The sequence below is a fragment of the Mesorhizobium sp. WSM3879 genome, assembly GCF_002294915.1.
Taxonomy (GTDB): domain Bacteria; phylum Pseudomonadota; class Alphaproteobacteria; order Rhizobiales; family Rhizobiaceae; genus Mesorhizobium.
In genome coordinates, this window is record NZ_NSFZ01000006.1 from 250,350 (window position 1) to 271,144 (window position 20,795).

The 20,795-nt window shown below is 61.2% G+C and carries 17 protein-coding genes, 1 tRNA gene and 3 pseudogenes; 7 read left to right on the top strand and 14 right to left on the bottom strand.

Going from position 1 to position 20,795, the window contains the following annotated elements:
- Window positions 1–50 precede the first annotated feature (50 nt).
- On the bottom strand, window positions 51–1,331 hold the full coding sequence (locus CK218_RS16255; protein WP_095776501.1) for an LLM class flavin-dependent oxidoreductase: 1,281 nt from the start codon (window positions 1,329–1,331) through the stop codon (window positions 51–53).
- Between the two features lie 239 nt (window positions 1,332–1,570).
- On the opposite strand from CK218_RS16255, the pseudogene CK218_RS30195 reads away from it, so the two are divergent.
- Window positions 1,571–1,739: pseudogene (locus CK218_RS30195) on the top strand (IS110 family transposase); the annotation flags it as partial.
- Between the two features lie 397 nt (window positions 1,740–2,136).
- Here CK218_RS30195 and CK218_RS16265 read toward each other — a convergent pair.
- Window positions 2,137–2,733, bottom strand: a complete 597-nt coding sequence (locus CK218_RS16265) for a hypothetical protein (RefSeq protein WP_245435059.1) — start codon at window positions 2,731–2,733, stop codon at window positions 2,137–2,139.
- Between the two features lie 1,131 nt (window positions 2,734–3,864).
- Here CK218_RS16265 and CK218_RS31155 point away from each other — a divergent pair.
- The 6 genes and pseudogenes from CK218_RS31155 to CK218_RS16290 form a co-directional block, all read left to right on the top strand.
- Window positions 3,865–4,098, top strand: a complete 234-nt coding sequence (locus CK218_RS31155; protein ID WP_095776498.1) for a type IV secretory system conjugative DNA transfer family protein — start codon at window positions 3,865–3,867, stop codon at window positions 4,096–4,098.
- Window positions 4,098–4,163, top strand: a pseudogene (locus tag CK218_RS31415) (hypothetical protein); the annotation flags it as partial. The gene CK218_RS31155 and the pseudogene CK218_RS31415, both read left to right, overlap by 1 nt.
- A gap of 74 nt (window positions 4,164–4,237) precedes the next feature.
- Complete coding sequence (locus tag CK218_RS16275; RefSeq protein WP_095776497.1) at window positions 4,238–4,573, top strand: hypothetical protein; 336 nt, start codon at window positions 4,238–4,240, stop codon at window positions 4,571–4,573.
- Window positions 4,574–4,695: 122 nt separating this feature from the next.
- Window positions 4,696–5,016, top strand: a complete 321-nt coding sequence (gene trxA / locus CK218_RS16280; RefSeq protein ID WP_095776496.1) for a thioredoxin — start codon at window positions 4,696–4,698, stop codon at window positions 5,014–5,016.
- 383 nt (window positions 5,017–5,399) lie between these two features.
- Complete coding sequence (locus CK218_RS16285; protein WP_245435060.1) at window positions 5,400–10,472, top strand: shikimate kinase; 5,073 nt, start codon at window positions 5,400–5,402, stop codon at window positions 10,470–10,472.
- Window positions 10,473–10,568: 96 nt separating this feature from the next.
- Window positions 10,569–11,130, top strand: a pseudogene (locus CK218_RS16290) (type IV secretory system conjugative DNA transfer family protein); the annotation flags it as partial.
- 724 nt (window positions 11,131–11,854) lie between these two features.
- Here CK218_RS16290 and CK218_RS16295 read toward each other — a convergent pair.
- The 12 genes from CK218_RS16295 to CK218_RS16350 form a co-directional block, all read right to left on the bottom strand.
- Window positions 11,855–13,093, bottom strand: a complete 1,239-nt coding sequence (locus tag CK218_RS16295; protein WP_095776684.1) for an integrase arm-type DNA-binding domain-containing protein — start codon at window positions 13,091–13,093, stop codon at window positions 11,855–11,857.
- Window positions 13,094–13,305: 212 nt separating this feature from the next.
- Window positions 13,306–13,381, bottom strand: a tRNA-Phe gene (locus CK218_RS16300).
- 156 nt (window positions 13,382–13,537) lie between these two features.
- Window positions 13,538–13,759 carry a DNA gyrase inhibitor YacG gene (gene yacG, locus CK218_RS16305; protein ID WP_095782982.1) on the bottom strand — a complete coding sequence of 74 codons (222 nt, stop codon included), beginning with the start codon at window positions 13,757–13,759 and terminating at the stop codon, window positions 13,538–13,540.
- On the bottom strand, window positions 13,756–14,382 hold the full coding sequence (locus CK218_RS16310; RefSeq protein WP_066993800.1) for a Maf-like protein: 627 nt from the start codon (window positions 14,380–14,382) through the stop codon (window positions 13,756–13,758). Before CK218_RS16310 ends, yacG begins: the two co-directional genes overlap by 4 nt.
- A 19-nt stretch (window positions 14,383–14,401) precedes the next feature.
- A complete protein-coding gene (gene infA, locus CK218_RS16315; protein ID WP_006200926.1) occupies window positions 14,402–14,620 on the bottom strand; it encodes a translation initiation factor IF-1 in 219 nt (72 codons plus the stop codon).
- 196 nt (window positions 14,621–14,816) lie between these two features.
- Window positions 14,817–15,281, bottom strand: coding sequence for a low molecular weight phosphatase family protein (locus CK218_RS16320; RefSeq protein ID WP_095782983.1), 465 nt, complete (start codon window positions 15,279–15,281; stop codon window positions 14,817–14,819).
- On the bottom strand, window positions 15,269–15,754 hold the full coding sequence (locus CK218_RS16325) for a UPF0262 family protein (protein ID WP_066993793.1): 486 nt from the start codon (window positions 15,752–15,754) through the stop codon (window positions 15,269–15,271). The genes CK218_RS16320 and CK218_RS16325 overlap by 13 nt, the downstream gene beginning before the upstream one ends.
- A gap of 2 nt (window positions 15,755–15,756) precedes the next feature.
- The gene (gene hisD / locus CK218_RS16330) at window positions 15,757–17,049 is read right to left on the bottom strand and encodes a histidinol dehydrogenase (protein WP_095828300.1); all 1,293 of its coding nucleotides are present in this window, start codon (window positions 17,047–17,049) and stop codon (window positions 15,757–15,759) included.
- 9 nt (window positions 17,050–17,058) lie between these two features.
- Entirely contained in the window at window positions 17,059–17,490 is a 432-nt protein-coding gene (locus CK218_RS16335) for a DUF2948 family protein (RefSeq protein WP_095828301.1), read from the bottom strand.
- A gap of 78 nt (window positions 17,491–17,568) precedes the next feature.
- The gene (gene murA / locus CK218_RS16340; RefSeq protein WP_066993783.1) at window positions 17,569–18,861 is read right to left on the bottom strand and encodes a UDP-N-acetylglucosamine 1-carboxyvinyltransferase; all 1,293 of its coding nucleotides are present in this window, start codon (window positions 18,859–18,861) and stop codon (window positions 17,569–17,571) included.
- Between the two features lie 141 nt (window positions 18,862–19,002).
- Complete coding sequence (locus CK218_RS30635; RefSeq protein WP_095776492.1) at window positions 19,003–19,179, bottom strand: hypothetical protein; 177 nt, start codon at window positions 19,177–19,179, stop codon at window positions 19,003–19,005.
- A gap of 371 nt (window positions 19,180–19,550) precedes the next feature.
- The gene (locus CK218_RS16350) at window positions 19,551–20,714 is read right to left on the bottom strand and encodes a tyrosine-type recombinase/integrase (RefSeq protein WP_095828302.1); all 1,164 of its coding nucleotides are present in this window, start codon (window positions 20,712–20,714) and stop codon (window positions 19,551–19,553) included.
- Window positions 20,715–20,795 lie beyond the last annotated feature (81 nt).

Consider the following 20,795-nt stretch of genomic DNA (forward strand, 5'->3'; position numbering starts at 1 on the left):
ATTCGAACTCATTTGCGATCCTGCTTGGAGGTAGAATTATGCCTCATCGCTTACGCTTTGATCGTTTCCCTCAGGGTCGACCCCGGATACTCCTTGCGGAATAAGCCGCGCTTCTGGAGGATCGGGACCACCGATCGCGTGAAGGCCTCGAAGGAGCCTGGCATTTCGGTGGGCGTCACGATGAAGCCATCGCAGCCCTCGTTTTCGAAGAATCCCTGAAGCTCGTCGGCCACGCTCTCGGGTGTGCCTACAACTTGAGGGCAAAGTTCGCTTATGGCAAAGTGTTTGGCCGCTTCGCCGAGCGTGAGATTACTGGCCTTTGTGGCTTGAAGAATGACATCAAAGGAGCCGCGAGAACCGGCTTCTGCCGGAATGTCGTTGATTGGCTTGTCTATCGGGTATTGCGACAAATCGAGTCCGGTATGGGCCGACATGAAGGGGATGGCGAGGCGAGGGTCGACCAAGTCATTGATGTAAGCCTGCTTCTCGCGGGCAATCGATTGTGTTTCGCCCACGACCGGGTCCACCGACACCAGGATGGCGCAATCGTCAGGATTCCGCCCAGCCTTGTCGACCCGACCTTTCATCTCGACATAGAATTTCTGCATGTCTGGCAACGAATGCTGAAGCGTAAAGACAAGCTCGGCGTGGCTGGCGGCGAAATCGCGGCCGCGAGGTGACGAACCGGCCTGCATGATGACCGGATGTCGCTGGGGGCTGGGCGGGACGGTGAACATGCCCCTTGCCCCGACGTGTTGTCCCGCGATCTCGGTGTGGCGCATCTTCGCCTTATCGATGAAGTGGCCGCTCTTCTTGTCGCAGACGAGCGCGCCGTCGGCCCACCCCGTCCACAAGTCAAGACAGACTTTCAGGACCTCCTCGGCGCGGTCGTAGCGTTCACTGCGCGGCAGGAGCTTCTCTTCGCCAAAAAACTGCGCCTCCTGATCGAGAGCGGAAGTCACGATGTTCCAGGCGATGCGGCCGGCCGTCAGCGCATCGAGCGAGGAAAGCACGCGGGCTATCGCATAGGGCTGTTGGAAACTCGTCGATATCGTCACACCGAGTCCAATGCGCGACGTCGCCCGCGCCATCATTGCGGCGAGCGGGACAGGATCAAGCAGCGACATCTGCCCGCCCCGTGCCATAATAGTTTCATTATAAAAACTCAGAGCATCGGCGAAGAAGAGCGCGTCAAATCTCCCCGCCTCGAGCGTTCGCGCCAGCGTCTCCCAGAACGCCGGGTCGAGAAACCTGTTCTCTGTTTGCGGGTGGCGCCACATCCCATGATGATGACAAGTTGGCCCCGCCATGAGATACGCTACAAACTTCATTTGACGCGACATTCTGGCCTCGCTCAATTTGGCATTTGACCTCGTCATGCAAGCGACGTGCCGACTTATGACACCCCCAGATAGGTGGTTGATTTTTAATCGTTTCGCACTGTGCGCCAAAGCGATGAGAGCGAAAAGCTGCCTTCAAAGCACAAGGATTGTGAACCAATGATGGATTCAGGACACATCGATTGGCTCCATTGCAACAATTGACTTGGGACGCAGGTATTTGCGCTGAAGGATTGCCGGCGATTTGCATAGATACCCGACTGGCCAGGCTTTGGAGACGACCCCTAACAAGACGGATCCGAATGCTGCGCGCGCCTTGGCGCAGGTCATGTGCACTGGTCGGCTCTGGCGGTCCTCCTCGTCGGACGACGGGCGGTCGTCAACGAAATGCGAACCGTCGCGGCTAGCCTATCGTGGCGTGGCACGTCGCTCATGATTGCCTTTTCCGCCGAAGGGTAATGTGCTGCTGGACCCCGGCTCTGACAGAGGAATCCCCAATCGCTTGCCAAGCTCGTATTTGCAGATCTACTTGGCTACTTCCCATATAAATCCAAAACTTCCGCTCTCCACCTTCTTGTCGCGTCCTTTGCTGCGTGCCATGCCTTCGCGTAGCGCACGTCGTCCACGAACTCATGGCCGGTCCACCTGAAGCCATCATGGTTTTCGATCGTAATGCCGTCCGCACTGATGCCTCCCATGGAGATTAGGTCGCCTTGGGTCATAAATCCGGAAAAAATTGTCCCAAGTGATCAACAAGGGCGGCACGGCGCCCAAGCCGTCGCCTGAGGAGCCGAACTCATTCGGAGTCCTCAACTACCAACGTCGGCGGGAGATGGCCGAACAGATCTGCCACAATTTCCCTCAGGGTGCTTCGCGGTACGAACGCTGCGCCCGGCACTTCATGATGGTTCTTGCGGATCGGTCGAACACCGGTCTTGTTGGGCGTCACGCGCCGCGAGTTGGGATAACCGTCAAGCGCGGCGAGCCGCTGCCCCGGTGCAGCACCAAACCAGAAGGACGGGCCCATGCCCAAGTCAGGATTGAGCCGGATCCAAATGGCGCATCCGCTGGGCTTTTCTGCCAAAGACCGGGACAAGGATACGGTGCCGGGTTTCTTCTGCGTTCCGGTCTTGAACTGAATGTGGCGAACGATCTTCCCTCGGGCCATCACTAGGTCGTAGCCGTGGGCATCGAATTCCGATCGGAGGACTTCGAGGTCATAAACGCCAAGCCGCCATAGCTCGCGGAGAGCGTCCCCAACGAAGACATGCTCGACAATCCGCTCCCGCAAGGTCGAATAAAGGAGGTTTGATGCGACCGTCGTCATACGCGGCTCGGCGAGATGGTTCTGCGGCGAATTGGTTTCTGAACAGATTCCGCGGCTGTTGGTCATCGTACCGTCTGACCCTCTGCGCCGGCAAATTGGTTCGGCGATCGCTCGCCTTGTCTCGTTCTATCTGATGACCGGCTCCCAGTAGCGCTCGCCGCTTATCATCGATGCCCAGACCATCCGGGCGGTCTTGTTGGCCAACACGACCGCTGCAACCTTGGCTGTTCGCCGCGCCATCAACTGCACGAGCCATGGGCCACCTGGTCCCGTTCCGTTCGGCGTAGCGGATGACCCCCCATTGCGCCGATCACGAGTAGCTGTCGCAAATAGCAATTGCCGGCCTTGGAAATGCTGCCGAGCTTCTCCTTCGCCCGCTAGAGTTCTGCTTCGGCACAAGCCCGATAAGCATGCGCAGGCATAGAGCCAGGTCCAGCATGTCCGATCTATCCACATTACGAGTGTAACCCGTTTCGAGTTGACGCTTCAGAATTTTGGATCTTCATTAAAGGACACACACCAATCGGCGCATTCGATATTGAACGGAGGTCCATTCACGGCTCGGAAAACTTACATCATCTCACTTGGGGCCCAGTCAAAGTGGAGACAGCGTTCGGCTATCATGTGAACTGAGTGCGCTTTGGACATTAATGCAGACGACTATGAACCGATGGACGATCCGATTCTGTTTCTGGAATCTCGTGAACGTCGGCTTATAGCCCTAAGAGCTGTTAAGTCCTCGAGATGAAACACAAACGAAAACAAATTGCAGCTGGGTATCCATTGAAGGAGCGCTTACATGGCCGATGATGATATGTCCGATGTCGAGAATCAGGGGGATTTCTGCCGACGAAGTCGATGCTTCGCTGGGCGATTGTCAACGTTTCGACTCAACGCAAATCGACGCTCCGACGCCGCCAGACTTCCTTCGAACGATCACCTTTCGATGGCGGTCAGTGGATCCCACACTATATCAACATAGTGTCGTTGTATTTGAAAGTTTCATTCACGTCCCTTGCTCAAACTCTGGCAGAGGGCCAACCAAGAAAGGAATAAGGCGCCGGATCTCCCAATTCTATGCCAACCGACGGTGAACTCTTTGAGGGCTTGTTTGTACTCGACGAGTTTAAGCATCTCGGCAGGCGGGAGTCAGTGTAGACGGCCGTCGCCACAATCGCTACCTACCAGGGCCGGTTCATGTTTGTGGTACATAGCCTCGCGGCTCTAACCGGCCTGTACGAGCAGTCGGGGAGAGAGACTTTCCTCTGCAACACCGGGATCGAGGTCTTCATGGCCACCGCCGATGAGGAGACGCCGATCTATCTTCCAAGGAAATCGGCGACTAGACTTTTGGTGCCCCAAATCGACCTCATTCAAGCTAAGCCGAATGTTCGAGACCAATCCAGCTATCGGATCAGGGAGCCAACCTGATGCGGCCTGAGCAGGTCCGCCGGATCGATGAGAACAGCGAGATCGTCCTCATCAAGGGACTGCCACCGCTGGGAATGTCCAAGGTGAAATACTATTCAGACCGCCTACTAAGGCGAATCTTCGAAGCCAGACCGGATGAATGCCCGAGCCAACGCCGATTACTCAGCAAGTCGCCGCATCCGCTACGCCATTGCAGTGGGAGCAGAAGGGAGAAGAGATCGAGAGCACAAGCAACCGCGGGTACTTTGCCGCTAATCAGGCGGATACTTTCTCACCTCACCCCATTGCTCTCCTGACGGCGAGAAATATCTCGATCATGCCGATCAGGAGGATCAGTGTCGAGTCCAACATAAAGCCCGAACATCAAACTCCGTTAGAGGAAGCGCAACAAACTGAACCGGCCGACGAGAAGGCAGTAAAGCAACGGCGGGGGCGCGAGGTCGAAGATCATACGTTCGCAAAGGCTTGGTGCTGAAGCCGGAAGAAGGCGAGGCCCTGCGCTCCGTAAGTCCCCAAGAGCGTCGGGTTGATAATTGAAAATTCTGAGCCGCACCGTCACATGTGGTTCAAACATCTTCTTCGGTCAAAGGAGCAGTCATGGCTACCGTGAAAGTCGATATCAATAACTTCCAGTCGGAAGTCCTGGAATCCGCAGCACCCGTCGTCGTCGATTTCTGGGCCGAATGGTGCGATTCCTGCAAGATGATTGCTCCGAGCCTCGAGGAAATCTCCGTCGAGATGGAAAGCAAGATCAAGGTCGCCAAGCTCAACATTGATGAATACCCGGAACTCGCCGCTCAATTGGGCGTGCGCTCCATTCCGACGCTCGCGATCTTCAAGGGCGGCGAAGTGGCCGATTTCTCGGTCGGCGCCAAACCGAAGGCAGCTCTTCTGAACTGGATTTCGAACGCTGCCTGATCATATCGCTCAATCTGTACCGCATTGAAAAACCGTAGATTCGTCCCGGATCGGCGTTTTGTACAGGGCTCAGGCATTTGAGCTTCAGCCTGATGGCGGAGCGATCGCGTGGCGACGAAGCTTCCGGCGTTGTCGAGGCGTTGCGTGAATGCTGCGGCTTTCAAGCACGCCGTTACAGGCTCGCGTGACCGCACCAAACTAAGTGATGCCCTGTTGTTGACAGGCTTAGGCGATGCATTTTGCTGAATCGGAGAGGGAATATGGGCAGCAACCGAGAGTTGGTCGGACAAGCAGGGCGCCCTGATACCGAAGGAGGCCCGCGCCAGATCTCCGACGCAATGTCGGACCAGACGCGCGAAGCGACGCTTGCTATCGCCGGCGCCGTGGTTGCCCGCGACGGCAATCTCGACGGATATTCGGATTCAGAGTTGGCCGATTTTGTTAAAGGCTTCAGCAAATGGCCGGACCAGCAGAAGACGCGCGAAGCGACGCTTGCCATCGCCAGCGCGGTGGTTGCCCGCGACGGCAATCTCGACGGATTTTCGGATCCAGAGTTGGCCGATTTGGTGAACGGCTTCAGCAGATGGCCGGACCAGCAGAAGACGCGTGAAGCGACGGTTGCCATCGGCGGCGTGGTGGTTGCCCGCGACGGCAATCTCGACGGATTCTCGAATCAAGAATTCGCCAATCTGGTGAACGGTTTCAGCAAGTGGCCGGAAGAAGAAAAAGCACGTAAGGCGATCGTTGCCATCGCCGGCGAGCTCGGCTCCAAGGGCCGTCGCTTCAGTACTTTCAGCACGCCTGCGCTAGTCAGGATCGCCAACGGGCTGTCGCGGGGTATCGAGGAGGGAGAGACCGCCGGCGAGATCGCCGAACCCGCCTTGCTGAAGGACCGGCTGCATCAGTTGGCGCACTACCTCCAATATGCCGAGGATCGGCTGCAGCAGGCCGATGTCCATGCCATTGCGAGTATATTCAAGGCGTTGGGCAAGGCGCAGTTGTTGGACGATTTCGGCGCGCTGGCACAGCCGGGGTTGGACAGGCTCGAGGTGTTAAGCGCCAATCCCGGGTTTAAGCTCGACAACAACCTCGAGACGATGGGCAACCTTTGCGCCTCCCTGCTGCCCCTAGCTCGCAGCCCGAAGCCGGTGTTGCGCTGGCACCGCAGACCGGCGCTGAACCTGCTCAACGCCATCCAGCCGGTGGTGGAACACAAGATCGATGCCCATCTCAAGGCAGGCCAGGCCGAGCGCACCAGCGGCCCCAATGCAAGCCGCTGCCCGGCGCTTTCGATCTATCAGGTGCTCAAGACCCGGGCAGTGCTGGAGACGCTCTACCGGCGGCCCTATGTCGACGGCGACGAACTCGCCTTGCAGGCCAGGCAGGAAGAGCTGCACGGCAAAACCAGGCAGATCCTGGACAGTGCCCGCGCCCTCATCTACGCCGACCTTTCTTACATGAGCTGGAACGTGATCGCCGAGATCGAGGCGAAGGAGCCCCTCGATGCGCTCGACACCTTCATGGCGCAGAACGCATCGATGGTCCAGGCTCAGCATGCAGCCGCCAGCTTCGATGTCCATCGGGTCCTTCAGGGCATGGACCACGAGCCGAGACCGCCGCAAGGCGATGCCGGACTGATGCGGCTGCCGGTGGTCGACATGCAAGGCCGGCCGCTGGCCAGCGAAGCCGAGTTGCGCTATTCCATTTTCCACCGCTTGACCTCGGGCGCGGTGCCGGTGGTGGCCGTGCAACTAAAGGGAACTCCGACTGGCGCCATGTTGACACGCACGCTCCCCGTAGAGGGCGTGCCCTACCGCATGGACCTGTTCGGCGGCAGCAAACTAAAGCCGCCGCAAAAGAGCCTCAACCAGCTTGCCTCTCACCTGCCCTTCGCGCCCGAAGAGGCCCCAAGCGGCAAGCTTTTGGCGATCCCCTATGCCGAGACGGCTCCGGGCACGGCCTTTGAGCAGTTGTCGCGGGCCTGGGCACCGTTCAAGGAAGCCTATTACTATACTCAGCGCCGCGGATTTGCCGCGCCGCCGGGCATCCCCGACGTTGGCCCGCATGATTATGCGCTGGAAGGGTGCTTCAAGCTGTCCCTTCTGCCCGACCGCCCCGCAGGCGCAGAGCACCCCTTCCGGTTCGAGGGGCGAGACGGCGAGGTCGCCTTGCGGCCGCATGACGGCTGCGGCTTCATCAGGGCCTCACTGGCCGAGCGCATGCCGGCCATTGCCCGGGCTCGCCACGACGCTCCCGAGCGGATGCCTGCCTATGCCGACAGTCGTCAATCGGCGGTACCGCCCTCGGCGCTGCAACATTATCCGCGCAGCGTCGAGGTGGCACAGGAGACCCGCGAGAAGGCTCTGGCTTGGCTCGAAAACCATCCAAGCCTCACCCTCGAGGAGGTGTTCCGGACGGTCACGGGCGGGCACATCGAGGGGTCGGGCGCTATCGCCGTGCCGTCCAGCGACGAATGCCTGCATGTCCCGACGGGCAAGAGCAAGACCTTGACCCGTGACGCTGGCGTGCTTGTCGGACGCTCCCCCTATGACAAGCCCAACCTGCGCCCGTTCGCCGCCGACCGGGTCAGGTCGGCGCGCGATGGCGATCGGACCGCGGCGTTCCTGGATCGGTGCGTGGCCTTCCAATACAGCTTCAACGTCGCGCACAGGTCGGGGGCCGGGCTAGCCGCCGACGATCCGACCTTCTTTGCCAAAGGCATCTTGATCGTTGTGCCCGACGAAATGTGGCCGGCGGACTTCGCCGACCGCGGGGTGGTGATGTCTGCGGAGGACGTAAAGTGCCATTCGCGCTGGCTGGAGGAAAAGAACCGCGTTAAGGCCGACACCGCGCTCGAGTGCGTCGGCATCCTGCAGGCGACGGAGGTGTTTGCGCCCGGCTCTTTGGTTGCGGTTCCGAGCGTCGAACAAAAAATGCTCGACGGCGATTTTGACGGCGACGCCGTCGTCATCATCGGCAACCGGCCTCGCCTTTACGAGCATGTGCGCCAGTTCGACGCGCAGCTGCAGGCGCGCGGCGTCGCCTCGATGAAGCCGCCGAAGTCGCACACGCCGGCCATTGAGAAAGGCGACTACCAGTTCAGCCGGGCCAAGCAGATCCTGTCGGCCACCGGGCTGGTGCTGGAGACCTACAGCTGCCTGCAGCGCAACGTGCTGGCGCAGCCGCAGGAGGCGCAACGCTGGTTTGCCGAGCGCGCCATCTTCGGCACCTACGAGGGCATTCATCCTGAGCTCAAGGCCGACATCCGCGCACTGTTGCAGAAAGATCGGCCGGATGGCCAGACCCTCCATGAGCTCATCACCAGGGCGGGGGAAGACAGCAAGGCCGCCAAGCACCCGGTGGCCTGCGAACTGGCCGCCTTGCTAGTGGCCGAGCTCCAGGACTGGAACCTGCAGCTCGGCGAGCCGGCTCATCAGCAGTCGGACGTCAAGCAGCAGTTAGCGCGATCCGTGGCCTCAGCCGGCGCGAAGCTTGCCGTCAGCGCCGACGCCGCCGCGCTCTTCCCGAAACTCAGCGAATCCTATCCGGCTACCGCTGACGCCAGGAAGCGCATCGATTTCCTGCTCAACCACTACCAGCCGCGCATCGATCCGCGGCCCGACGGCTACAACCCGGACGATCTGCATGAAAGTGCGATCAATCTGTTGAGCGTCGGCATCAAGGTCGGCACGGACGCCTACAAGTCCGATACCGGTGCGCGGGTGTTCATGCAAAAAACCACCGAATTGCAGCGGCTCTTGGAGCGGAGGCCGGGCTTCAAGGCGGCCCCCTATGTCAAGGCGCAGGCGGCAAAGCTCCACCAGGGCCGGTTCGACGTCGATGGCAGCCTGGCGGATCTGAAGGACAACCCCACGCTGGCGGCCTCGGTCATGGAGGCCTCGATCAGACTCGCCGTCGAAAAGCGTATCCTGCCCAGCGCCTTAGCAATCTCGGCCGACAACCCCGCCAGCAGGATAACGCTGAGCAGCGAACAGGCCCTGGAGCGCGCCAGGCTCGAAGCCGCCCCCGCCGAAGCGCAAGAAAGCGCGATTATCGAAACTGTGCATGCGGTTGCCGAGCTTTTGCGGCAGGACGGCATCGAGGTGAAGGTGCCGCATCTTGACCAACGGTCGCGCGGGCAGGTCTGGATAGCCGACGAGTTGACCGGCCATAACGTGAGCGCGGCGCCGGAGGCCAAACTGGTCACCAATGCCGTGCGCCATGTCTTCGAGATCCCGGACGAGGCTTTTACGCGCGCCTTCAGGAAGGCGGCACTGGCCTTCGAGGAGCGGGACTGCAGCGAGGTCGAGACCACCAACTGGTTCATCAGGATGGACACGCCGCGGTTACGCGGCGTTCACACGGCATTCAGAACTGCGCAGAACTATCGCTTCGAGGTCGAGTTCCATACGCCGGCCAGTTACCGGGCCGAGCTCGCGCAGCGCGCGCAGAGCGAATGCGAGCTGGTTCCCGTTCCCCATGGTGCCTGGGAGATATTACACTGGGGCTCGTCAGGAGAAAGCAGGTCGAGGGCGGCAGGAACCTCCAGGTCGGCCACCATCGCAAGACAACAGATTGCGGTCGCTCACTCGCCGCAAGCCGGCGAGATCGTCGCGGCCCTTGGCACGCGGCCGGTGGTGCTCGTCGGCATGCCGGCGAGCGGCAAGTCGACCATCGGTCCCCGGCTTGCCAAGGAGCTGGGGGTGGAGTTTGTCGACATCGATAAGCTTATCGTCGCCCAGCACGGCAATATTAAGGATATATTCGAGCGCCATGGCCAGCCGCACTTCAGGGAGCTGGAGGCTAGAGAGGTCGCCGAACAGCTGAAGAAAGGGCCCATCGTCATCGCAACCGGCGGCGGCTGCTTTGTCAAGAAGTCCAATCGAGACCTGATCCTCGAGAAGGCCGTGTCGATCTGGCTCGACACCGACCTTCAAGAGGTCGGCAGGCGCATCGCCCTGCAACAGCGCCTCACGGGCGACACCGGCCGGCCGCTGCTGCAAGGCGCCGACATCGAGCAGCAGCTCGAAAACATGTTAGAAGCGCGCGGGCCAGACTACCAACAGGCCGATATCAGGGTGGTCCCGCCCTTTAAAAAAGACAAGAAGAACGTCGGCACTTGCGTGAAGGAGCTCTACGCTTTCCTGTGCAGCAGGGAGAGAGAAGCCGCTCTGCCCGCTGCCGAGATATCACATGTTTCCGGTGCTTCCGGCACGGCCATCAGCATGTCCCCAACAGCGCAGCGCATGCACGATGATCATCACAACGGCCACGAGTGCGGGGGCGGCGGCGTGGAAACCATCCAGGCGCCGGCGGCACCATTGAGTGAAGGGGAACGGCCGCCGCCCCTCGACAGCTTCACCGCCGACCCGCAGCCTTTGCTGGCCGGCAATAACGCACGCGCGGATTTAGCGTCTTCCACGAGAAGCAGAGAACGCTCGAGTCGAGGACAATAAGCTTTAGGCGGCAACAATCAAGGGTTCTTTCGCAGGTTTGGTGCAGGGTGTGGGTTCGCGCCGAATGCTAAAAAAAGTGAAAGGCGGGTGGCCGGCGCGCGACAGCGTGGGTTGGTCACAACCTACGGCTCTTCGCGATGGGCCATTAACCAGGAGATCGACCAGGCAGGGTTGCTCCGGCCGGCCGGCGTTTTCCTGGGTAAACTGAAAGATCGGTATCTGTGCCATACCGGGCCAGAGAACGTCTTGGCTTTTGCGCCGGCACGTTCGGGCAAGGGCGTCAGACTGGTTGTTCCAACGCTTCTTTCCTGGACCGGCTCAGCCGCATTCACGACATCAAAGGGGAGGAGTGGCAGTTGACGGCCGGCTGGCAGTCGAAGTTCTCGTACTGCCTGCTGTTCAACCCGGCCGATCCGAGTGAAAGTCCTCAAAGGTCCGAACGAGCTCCGCGACGTCCAGAACATCGCCGACATTCTCGTCGACCTCGGGGGGCGCTGGAACGCGGCGAAAAGACGAGTCATTCCCTCCTGATCGGCGCCACCCTGCCCGTGTTCTACGCCGAACAAGAAAGACGATCGCCCGTGCGTCACCTTTCTTGCCGGACCCACAACGCTCATTTGCCGCGACACTGCAGCGGATGATGACCACCAACCATCTAGCCGCCGCCATAGGCGTTGGCCTACAGCAGTGGGTTGCCGGGCTGGTGCTCTGGATCGCCGACCACAGCTCGCGGTCTTCGCAGCTCGCCGCGAGCCTTCGCAAACGTGTTTGTCCGCCACCTTCGCCCGAATGATTGGCTCGCATGCTGAATCGTTCAGAATATCACGGCAAAGCCGACCGGCTTGCCGATCATCTGCCTTGAGCCGCACTCGACGCGCACAGCATCGTCCTCAAAGGACGGCAGCTTTCAGCGCACCTTTCGGTTCGGCGGCTCCGATCTCAAGCGCGACTGAAGCCGAACTTGTAGTCAGGTGCGCGCGGCAAACTATGAGCTGAGAAGCTTGGCTCTGGCTGGGCATTTTTCTTTGACGCCGAGCGCATCGAAGCGCTGGACTATCGGCCTCATGCTAGTCGATGAAGAACGGCACGGCGCTTTCGATGGCAAGTCGCGCATTGCGAGAGCAGATATCGTCTGACTTTGCTGTTCATGCCGTCGCCGGACAAGCAAGCGCGTGCGGAAAGCGCACTCGTCGACTCGCATCATTCCAAAGGCGAGACAGACTCATACTTTCGTAGGTGAGACGATGGGACTGTCGCTCGCGCGCCTCGTGGATCACGGGAGTTCTGCTGGGGCGTCCTTTTCTGCCCGACGACGGTGGCGGGATGACCTACGCCGAATTGGTCGTGCGGTTGGAGATTCGTTTCGGCGTTTGCTGTTGGGTTCAAAGTGGGTCTGGTGTATGAACGGCAGGCTTGCCGCGTCGCCCGATCGAGTTCACTATCCCGCTTTTGCTCTCGAGTTCATCCAAATAATCTGCCCACCACTGCATCATCTTGACACGCTCTTCCCAATGCTCAGCCCGGGCGTAGGCACGACGAACGTCGTTGTTTTCGATGTGGGCCAGTTGCCGCTCTATGGCATCCGAATGCCAATTTCCGCATTCGTTTAGCAGAGTTGATGCCGTTGCTCGAAAACCGTGCGCTGTAGCTTCCTCTTTGCTATAGCCCATTCGGCGAAGGGCGGCGTTAAGCGTGTTGTCGGAAATCGGGCGCGAACCCGATCGAACACTAGGAAACAACAGCGATCCACCACCAGAGATTTCTCTAAGTGAGGTCAGGACGCTGACCGCCTGCCTGGAAAGAGGTACACGGTGCGGCCTTCGCATCTTCATGCGTCCTTCAGGGATGCTCCACACCGACCTTTCAAAATCGAACTCATCCCATCCGGCCGCGCGCAGCTCGCCGGGGCGGGGAAACAATAGGGCCATCATCTTCAGGGCGGCTCGGGTTGTTGGCTGTCCATCAAACGCATTGATCGCCCTCAGCAAGCCTCCCAAGGCCTTAGGATCGGTAACTGCCGCACGCGGCGTGACCGTCGGACCGACGAGTGCCCCCCTCAGGGCGATCGTCGGATCTACATCGGCGCGTGCGGTTGCGATTGCATATCGAAACACGCTGCCGATAGTGGAGCGCAGTCGCCTAGCCGACTCGTATCGACCGCGAACCTCCACGCTGCGGAGAGCGGCCAGAATTGTGGCCGGATCGATCTCCCTAATGCTTTTGTCCCCAAATGTTGGATAGGCAAAGTCGAGCAACCATTTGACCTTGGTGATGGTCCGGTCGGCACGTCCCTCCTTCTTCAGCTTGTCGACATAATCCTCCGCGATTGAGCGAAAGGTGTCCTCTGCCGAAGCCTTTTGCGACTTACGCTCCTGTGCGGGGTCGATGCCACGTAGGAGAAGACGTTTGGCGGTATCGCGCGCCTCGCGTGCCTCAGCGAGGGAGATGAGGGGATAGCTGCCCAATGCCAGAAGCTTCTGCTTGCCCCCAAAACGATAGGCGAGGCGCCATAGCCGAGATCCGGTAGGCTGCACCCAAAGCTGGAGCCCGCCGCCGTCAGAAAATTTCACGAGCTTGGAAGCGGGTCGGGCATTTCGGCATTTCACGTCGGACAGCACCATTTTCGGGAGCTCCATTTGGCTGCATCGATACCATCAGGATCTCCAATACCATCGAAAATACCAGCCCTCCGCCTCGTTGGACCAACTACGCCGAAATTCCACAAAACACGACCAACCGCGCCTTGCGAGCGAAAATCACCAAGAATTTCAGATATTTGCCGAGACAAAAGCGTAGATGCTTCGGCGGAAGAGACTGTCGGGAGAAGGGGGGATGGTGCCCAGAGGCGGATTCGAACCACCGACACGCGGATTTTCAGTCCGCTGCTCTACCAACTGAGCTATCTGGGCCTGCGCCGGCTAACGGGATCGTCCGCCGGGTCTCACGGAAGCGCCGGGTGGCCCCCCCTCGAAAGCGCGTGGGTTATAGCACGGGAATTCGCCCTGTCCAGCGCTTAGGTGTTGATAAAGAAAAATCGCCGGGAAACGGCGTATTGCTACGGGCCTTCACTGCCCGTCTGTGGACGAAGGGCCTTGCTTGGGGCCTCCGTCTTCTTCCTCTGCGTCGTCGCGGCCGGGAATGACGTAGGCGCCTTTCAGCCAGCGATTGAGGTCGATGTCCTTGCAGCGTGTCGAGCAGAACGGATAGTGCTCCCGCACCGAAGGCTTGCCGCATTCGGGGCAGGGGCGCTTCGGCCTCAGCGGCGTGACCTTTTCGTCCGGGCTCATGGCCGCGCGACGTGCCAGTTCTTGTGCGGCTTGAAGCCCTCGCCGGACAGCAGTGCGATACTTTCGTAGAGCGGCAGGCCGACCACATTGGTGTAGGAGCCGACCAGCTTGACGACGAAGGAGCCGGCGAGGCCCTGCACGGCATAGCCGCCGGCCTTGCCGCGCCATTCGCCCGACGCGACATAGGCGTCGATCTCCTCGCGCGGCAGTCGCTTGAAGCGCACCCTGGTCTCCACCAGCCGCTGCCTGAGCTTGCCGCCCGGCGTGATCAGGCAGATGCCCGAATAGACCCGGTGCGAGCGGCCGGAAAGCAGGCCGAGGCAGTTCACCGCGTCGTCGATCGTCTCGGCCTTGGGCAGGATGCGCCGTCCCACCGCCACCACCGTGTCGGCGGCCAGGATGAAGGCCGGCGCATAGTCTTCCTCGCTTTTCAGCGAGGCGAACGCCTTCTCGGCCTTGTCCTTGGAAAGGCGCTTCGCCAACGAGCGCGGATGCTCGGCGCGCAGCGGCGTCTCGTCGACATCGGCGGGCAGCACGCGGTCCGGTTCGATGCCGGCCTGCTGCAACAGCTCGATGCGACGCGGCGAACCCGAGGCAAGCACGAGCTTCTGCAGAATGCTCATCGCGGTTCGCGCCGAATTGTTACTTGAAGCGGTAGGTGATGCGGCCCTTGGTCAGGTCGTAAGGCGTCATTTCGACCAGGACCTTGTCGCCGGTCAGCACGCGGATGCGGTTCTTGCGCATGCGGCCGGCCGTGTGGGCGATGATTTCGTGCTCGTTTTCGAGCTTCACCCGGAACATCGCATTGGGCAGCAGTTCCGTGACCACGCCCGGAAATTCGAGGACTTCTTCCTTCGGCATTCGATACCTTTGCTTGGATGGCGGTTCCGGGGCTTAGAGCATGATGTCGAAAAGTGTGAAGCGGTTTTCGGACGACATCATGCTCTACTCTTGATCTGGAGCCGGACGATTTCAGGTCGAACAGACCTGAACTCGTCCGACTCCAGCCGGAATTTGCGGCGGAACCTATATGATAATCGCCCGCTTGTGAACATGCTTAATCCGTCGCGTTTTTTGCTTCCGGAGGCAAGAAACGCCGGCTTATGCGCGTCTTCAGCCGCTCTCGCACATCGCGATAGGCGGCCATGATATGCTCGCGCGTGCCGCCGGTGTCGGTCGGGTCCGGCATCGGCCAGTACTCGACCTCGACGGCGAGCGAGCGGGTAAGCTCGAGCGCGGCGTGGTGCGCTTCCGGCGCCAGCGTCACGATCAGGTCGAAATAATCGTCTTCCAGCTCGTCAAGCGTCCTCGGCTGCCGCTCGCCGAGCGTGAGACCCTCTTCGGCAAGCACGGCATCGACGAAGGGGTCGCGCTCGCCGCTGCGCACGCCGGCCGAGGCGACGAAAGTGGTGGCGGGCAGCATCCGCCGCGCCAGTTGCTCGGCCATCGGCGAGCGCACGGCATTCATGCCGCACACAAAAAGAATCGAATGCGGCAGCGCGGCCAGGACTACCCCCGCCAGTGCAGCACGCAGACGAGCGTGAACAACCGGCGCGCCGTGTCGAAGTCGATCTCGATCTTGCCGGCGAGCCGGTCCATCAGTGTTTGCGAGCCCTCATTGTGCAGGCCGCGGCGGCCCATGTCGATTGCCTCGATATGGCTGGGCGTGGAGGAGCGGATCGCCTCATAATAGCTTTCGCAGATCAGATAGTAATCCTTGACGATACGCCTAAGCGGCGTCAGCGACAGGATGTGGGTAACCACATCGGCGCCATTCTGGCGGCTGACGGCGAACACCAGGCGCGACTCGGCCAGCGACAGCTTCAGCCTGTATGGGCCGGCGCCATCGTCGTTGACCGGCCGGAAACTGTTTTCCTCGATCAGGTCGAAGATCGCCACTGCCCGCTCATGCTCGACATCGGGCGTCGAACGCCCGATCGATTCGTCGAGCTCGACGTCGATCAGCCTGTCGCGGTTTTGGTGGTGGCCGGACATCGCTACATGTTCAGCCTGATCGCCACCGATCGTGCGTGGGCGTCGAGCCCTTCCGCCTTGGCGAGCGCGATGGCCGCCGGCGCCAGCGCCTTGAGCTGCTCCGGGCCGAGCTTCAGGATCGACGTGCGCTTGACGAAATCGAGCACGGACAAACCAGACGAGAAGCGCGCCGAGCGCGCGGTCGGCAGCACGTGGTTGGAGCCGCCGACATAATCGCCGATGACTTCCGGCGTGTGGCGGCCGAGGAAGACGGCGCCGGCATTGCGCATCCCGGCGAGGAAGTTCTCGGCGTCGTCGAAGGCGAGCTCGACATGCTCGGCCGCGATGCGGTCGACCAGCGGCAGCGAAGCCTCGATCGTCGGCACCAGGATCACGGCGCCGAAATCGCGCCAGCTCGCCGCCGCCGTCGCGGCGCGCGGCAGGCTCTTCAACTGGCGCTCGACCGCCTGCTCCACCGCCGTGCCGAATTCGGCATTGTCGGTGATCAGGATAGACTGCGCCGACGCGTCATGCTCGGCTTGCGCCAGCAGATCGGCGGCGATCCAGTCCGGATCGTTGTCCGCGTCTGCCACAACCAGCACTTCCGACGGCCCGGCAATCATGTCGATGCCGACGCTGCCGAACACCTGGCGCTTGGCTGCCGCGACATAAGCATTGCCCGGCCCGACGATCTTGGCGACCGGCCGGATCGTCTCGGTGCCATAGGCGAGCGCGGCGACGGCTTGCGCGCCGCCGACGCGGTAGATCTCGGAAACGCCGGCAAGGTCGGCCGCGACCAGAACCAGCGGATTGATGACGCCGCCGGAGGCCGGCACCACGATCACGATGCGCTCGACTCCGGCGACCTTGGCCGGCACGGCATTCATCAGCACCGAGCTCGGATAGCTCGCCGTGCCGCCGGGCACATAGAGCCCCGCGGCTTCGATCGCGGTCCAGCGCGAGCCGAGCTCGACGCCGGCGGCGTCCGTGTAGCGGTCGTCCTTCGGCTTCTGCCGCTCGTGATGGGAGCGGATGCGGTCGCGTGCGAATTCGAGCGCCGCGACTGTGGCTGGGTCGGCCGCGGCGTATGCCTTTTCGATGTCGGCCCTGGAAACGGCGATGCCGAGCCTGTTGAGATCGGCCTTGTCGAATTTCAGCGTATAATCGATGAGCGCCTTGTCGCCTTCGGCGCGCACGCGCGCGACGATGTCGCGCACCACGGCTTCGACGTCGGCTGACACCTCGCGCTTGGTGGTGAGGAATGCCGAAAAACGCAGCTCGAAATCGGCGTCGGTTTGGCTAAGCGTGATGGCCATTGTCGGTGCTCAGGTCCTGTGAACCGGGCGCGAGGTGGCTTCCCAGGAGCCGGCGACATCGGCGAGCCGCGCCTCGATGCACTCGACGTCGAGCATGATCGTGCCGCCTCCGGAAAAAACCAGCTCGATGATGCCGGCCGGCTTGCTGAATGCGACGAAGCTGACCGCCAAGAGCGACAGTACCTCCGCCGGCTTGTCGCGGGCGATGCCGCTGGTCTTGGCGCCCAGCACGCGGTCGAAATGCAGCACGCTCTGCCGCCGTTCATTGTGCTGGCGCAAGAAGCCGGACCTCGCCTCCCAGACGAAGCGGTTCATGGTCAGCACGAAACGTTTGGCCGCCGGCAGGTATTCGAGGTCTGAGACCTTCATCACGGCGTCCTGGACGTGGGCCGAGATGATGCTCAGATCCTGGTCGTCGAGCGCGATGAGCTTGAGGGCCATGCGGAATGCGCACCTGAAGGTTGATTGGTCAATCTTCTGTTATGCGGTCTTTCCGCTCTGCGCAACCGAGGCGCTTTGTCAGCCCGAAATCCGCTCGATCACCGCGCCGCAGCCGGAAAGCTTCTCCTCCAGCCGCTCGAAACCGCGGTCGAGGTGGTAGACCCGGTTGACGGTGGTTTCGCCTTCGGCGGCAAGCCCTGCGATGACCAGCGACACCGAGGCGCGCAGGTCGGTCGCCATGACCGGCGCGCCCTTCAGCTTGGCGACGCCGTCGACGATCGCCGTCTGGCCGGACAGCGTAATGTGGGCGCCGAGGCGGGCAAGCTCCTGCACATGCATGAAGCGGTTCTCGAAGATCGTCTCGGTGATGCGCGACTTGCCCTTCGCCATCGTCATCAGGCCCATGAACTGCGCCTGCAGGTCGGTCGGGAAGGCGGGGAAGGGCGCGGTCGTCACATCCACCGGTGCGATGCCGGCGCCGTTGCGCTTGACGCGGATGCCGGCATTGGTCGGCGTGATCTCGGCGCCGGTCTCGGCAATGACGTCGAGCGCGCTCTGCAACAGGTCGGGGCGCGCGCCTTCCAGCACCACGTCGCCGCCGGTCATCGCCACCGCCATGGCATAGGTTCCGGTCTCGATGCGATCGGGAATGACGCGCACGCGCGCCCCCGACAGCGCCTCGACGCCCTCGATGGTGATGGTGGAGGTGCCGGCGCCGTGGATCTTGGCGCCCATGGCGATCAGGCATTCGGCGAGATTGACGATTTCCGGCTCGCGGGCGGCGTTTTCGAGTACCGTCTCGCCCTTGGCGAGTGAGGCCGCCATCATCAGCACATGGGTGGCGCCGACCGACACTTTCGGGAACACGTAGCGATTGCCGTGGAGACGACCGTTCTTGGTTTTGGCGACGACATAGCCGTTGTCGACGTCGAGCTCGGCGTCCAGCGCCTGCAGGCCTTCGAGGAAGAGGTCGACCGGGCGCGTGCCGATGGCGCAGCCGCCCGGCAGCGACACCTTGGCCTCACCCATGCGGGCAAGCAGCGGGCCGATAACCCAGAAGGAGGCGCGCATCTTGGACACCAGCTCGTAGGGCGCGGTGGTGTCGACGATGTTGCGGGCGGAGAAATTGATGGTGCGCGAATAGCCCTCCTGCTGCTTCTCGCGCCGGCCGTTGACGGAATAGTCGACGCCGTGATTGCCGAGGATGCGGATCAGTTGCTCGACATCGGCCAGATGCGGCACGTTTTCGAGCGTCAGCGTGTCGTCGGTGAGCAGCGAGGCGATCATCAGCGGCAGCGCCGCGTTCTTGGCGCCCGAAATCGGAATGCTTCCGGCAAGCTTATTGCCGCCGACAATTCTGATGCGATCCATGAAAGAACGTCCCCTCGGCCCGGACGGGCCGTTTCAATCGGTTGAGTATGTCCGGCTCTAGACCATCGGCCGGTGCGGTTCAAGAAATAGGATTTCCCCATCTGTGGACCGAGTGTGATCGGCCAGTGTGGCTGATTTCCGTTAGTCCTTGTGCATTTTTCCAGCAGTCGGCAATCCTTCCGGCCGATCGTCAGCATTGCCATCCCGTCGCGAACGCGCCTGCGCCTTTCGCTTCGGCAGGTTGGCACGCAGCGCCTCGGCCAGCCGGTCCTTGCGCTCGCCGTCGCGTTTTTTCGGCGGATTTGCTTTTTGGTTCATCGCCCGTTCCCGTTGGCGGATAGCCGGCTGTGGTTCACGCATAGTTAACATTGTGGCGCCGCCATGTCATTGAAGCCTGCTCGCAAGCGGCTTCCACAGCCGCGGCATTCGACACATGCCGCGGGAAAACCGCGCAGCGATTTCGCACGAAGGCATGCGTCGTTTTAAGGTTTTCTTGGCCTTGCGCTTGCCGGTTCGTTATGGCAGAAGCGCCGCCATCGCAGGCTGCGGTAGCTCAGTGGTAGAGCACTCCCTTGGTAAGGGAGAGGCCAAACTGTAACCGCGCCGTTTTCCCAAGCAAATTCATATCGTTGCCAGACCCATCGTTTTCGACTGGTGTAAGGTCTCGGTGCCAATCTGGTTCGGTCTGGTTACGATGCCGTCGACCGCTTCTTTGAAGCGACACCGCTTTTCGTCTCGCTGTCGCCATTCGCCGGCCGTCGAGCCTTCTTCTTTCCGAAAACCTTGTCGATGACGCCCTTGCCCTTCTTGGCGTGGATGTAGTTCTCGACGAGGAGCTTCTTCGTCTTCCAGCGGCCCTTGAGGGCCGTGGTGGCAACATCGACGCCGTTCATCACGATCATCTCGGTCGCGAAGCTGTGGCGGCCTGGTTGATGGGTGCCGAGATAGGGGATGCCGGCCTTTTCGCAGATACGCATAATATCCTTGCGCAGAAAGCGGGTCATGAAGCCGAAGAGCCGGTTATTGGGTTTCTTGGCGCCTCGCCCGCTATGGCGCGGGCCACCTCGCCTATTTTTCCCCCAGGGAGTGCGCGCCTCCCATGACGCCAACCTTTCCCGCTTCCATTCCCGGAGCTGCTGGATTTCATAGACCATTTCAACGGTGAGGTCCGCCTCACCATCCTCGCCGTTCTTCATGTCGCGGAAGATCACTTTCCTGTTCACCAGGTCGACGTCGGGGGAATCGTCTTCGAGCTTGATCGCGTCTGAGATGCGGGCGCCGGTCTGGAATATGAACAGCATTAAGGCACTGAGGCGGGGATCGTCACTCGCCTCACGGAAATCGTCGATGTAAGAGCGATCGACGGCGCGCTTGGGCGGCGCGGTCGAAACCTTGACGTCGCGATCCTTCTTCGAGAAGCCCTTGATCAGCACCTCGCGGCATTTGCCCTCGTCGGCGGCGAAGTTGATGACGGCGCGGGCCGGGATCACCACCTGGCGGTTCCAGGTCGTGTAGACCGCTTTCGGATAGATCGCTTTCGCGGCGGCGCGCACATCCGAGCCCCTCATGTCGGAGATCCTGGTCTCCTTGAAGTGCTCAAGCAATTCTAGGATGAAGCGCTCGTCTTTGCCGGCGTCGAGGTAGAACTCAACCGCCTGAGCGAAGGTGAAGCGGTCCTTCGGGTCGAGGTCGATCTCTTCCTGGGCGCGCAGCTCGCGATTCAGGCGGACCTTGTTCGCTTTGCCTTCGTCAGTTTCGCCCGTGCTCTCGTGTAGGCGTTGCTCGCCTTGCCGGGTTGGGACTGTGCCGGTGAGCCACCAGAACCGGCCGCGCTTATAGATCGTGAGCGGCATGACGCTTTACTCCACAAAAACAACTCATCGATCTGCCGCGGCGAGATCAGCACCTGCCTGTCGACACAGTAGCAGAGCCCC

Bases quoted from the DNA above. Each gene is read 5' to 3' on its own strand.
- CK218_RS30635 (WP_095776492.1), bottom strand. From the start codon at position 19,179: ATGAACCAAAAAGCAAATCCGCCGAAAAAACGCGACGGCGAGCGCAAG.
- yacG (WP_095782982.1), bottom strand. From the start codon at position 13,759: ATGAGCCCGGACGAAAAGGTCACGCCGCTGAGGCCGAAGCGCCCCTGC.
- CK218_RS16325 (WP_066993793.1), bottom strand. From the start codon at position 15,754: ATGTCCGGCCACCACCAAAACCGCGACAGGCTGATCGACGTCGAGCTC.
- hisD (WP_095828300.1), bottom strand. From the start codon at position 17,049: ATGGCCATCACGCTTAGCCAAACCGACGCCGATTTCGAGCTGCGTTTT.
- CK218_RS16265 (WP_245435059.1), bottom strand. From the start codon at position 2,733: ATGACCAACAGCCGCGGAATCTGTTCAGAAACCAATTCGCCGCAGAAC.
- CK218_RS16275 (WP_095776497.1), top strand. From the start codon at position 4,238: ATGCCCGAGCCAACGCCGATTACTCAGCAAGTCGCCGCATCCGCTACG.
- CK218_RS16310 (WP_066993800.1), bottom strand. From the start codon at position 14,382: ATGAGCATTCTGCAGAAGCTCGTGCTTGCCTCGGGTTCGCCGCGTCGC.
- CK218_RS16255 (WP_095776501.1), bottom strand. From the start codon at position 1,331: ATGAAGTTTGTAGCGTATCTCATGGCGGGGCCAACTTGTCATCATCAT.
- trxA (WP_095776496.1), top strand. From the start codon at position 4,696: ATGGCTACCGTGAAAGTCGATATCAATAACTTCCAGTCGGAAGTCCTG.
- CK218_RS16295 (WP_095776684.1), bottom strand. From the start codon at position 13,093: ATGGTGCTGTCCGACGTGAAATGCCGAAATGCCCGACCCGCTTCCAAG.
- CK218_RS31155 (WP_095776498.1), top strand. From the start codon at position 3,865: ATGTTTGTGGTACATAGCCTCGCGGCTCTAACCGGCCTGTACGAGCAG.
- infA (WP_006200926.1), bottom strand. From the start codon at position 14,620: ATGCCGAAGGAAGAAGTCCTCGAATTTCCGGGCGTGGTCACGGAACTG.
- CK218_RS16350 (WP_095828302.1), bottom strand. From the start codon at position 20,714: ATGCCGCTCACGATCTATAAGCGCGGCCGGTTCTGGTGGCTCACCGGC.
- murA (WP_066993783.1), bottom strand. From the start codon at position 18,861: ATGGATCGCATCAGAATTGTCGGCGGCAATAAGCTTGCCGGAAGCATT.
- CK218_RS16335 (WP_095828301.1), bottom strand. From the start codon at position 17,490: ATGGCCCTCAAGCTCATCGCGCTCGACGACCAGGATCTGAGCATCATC.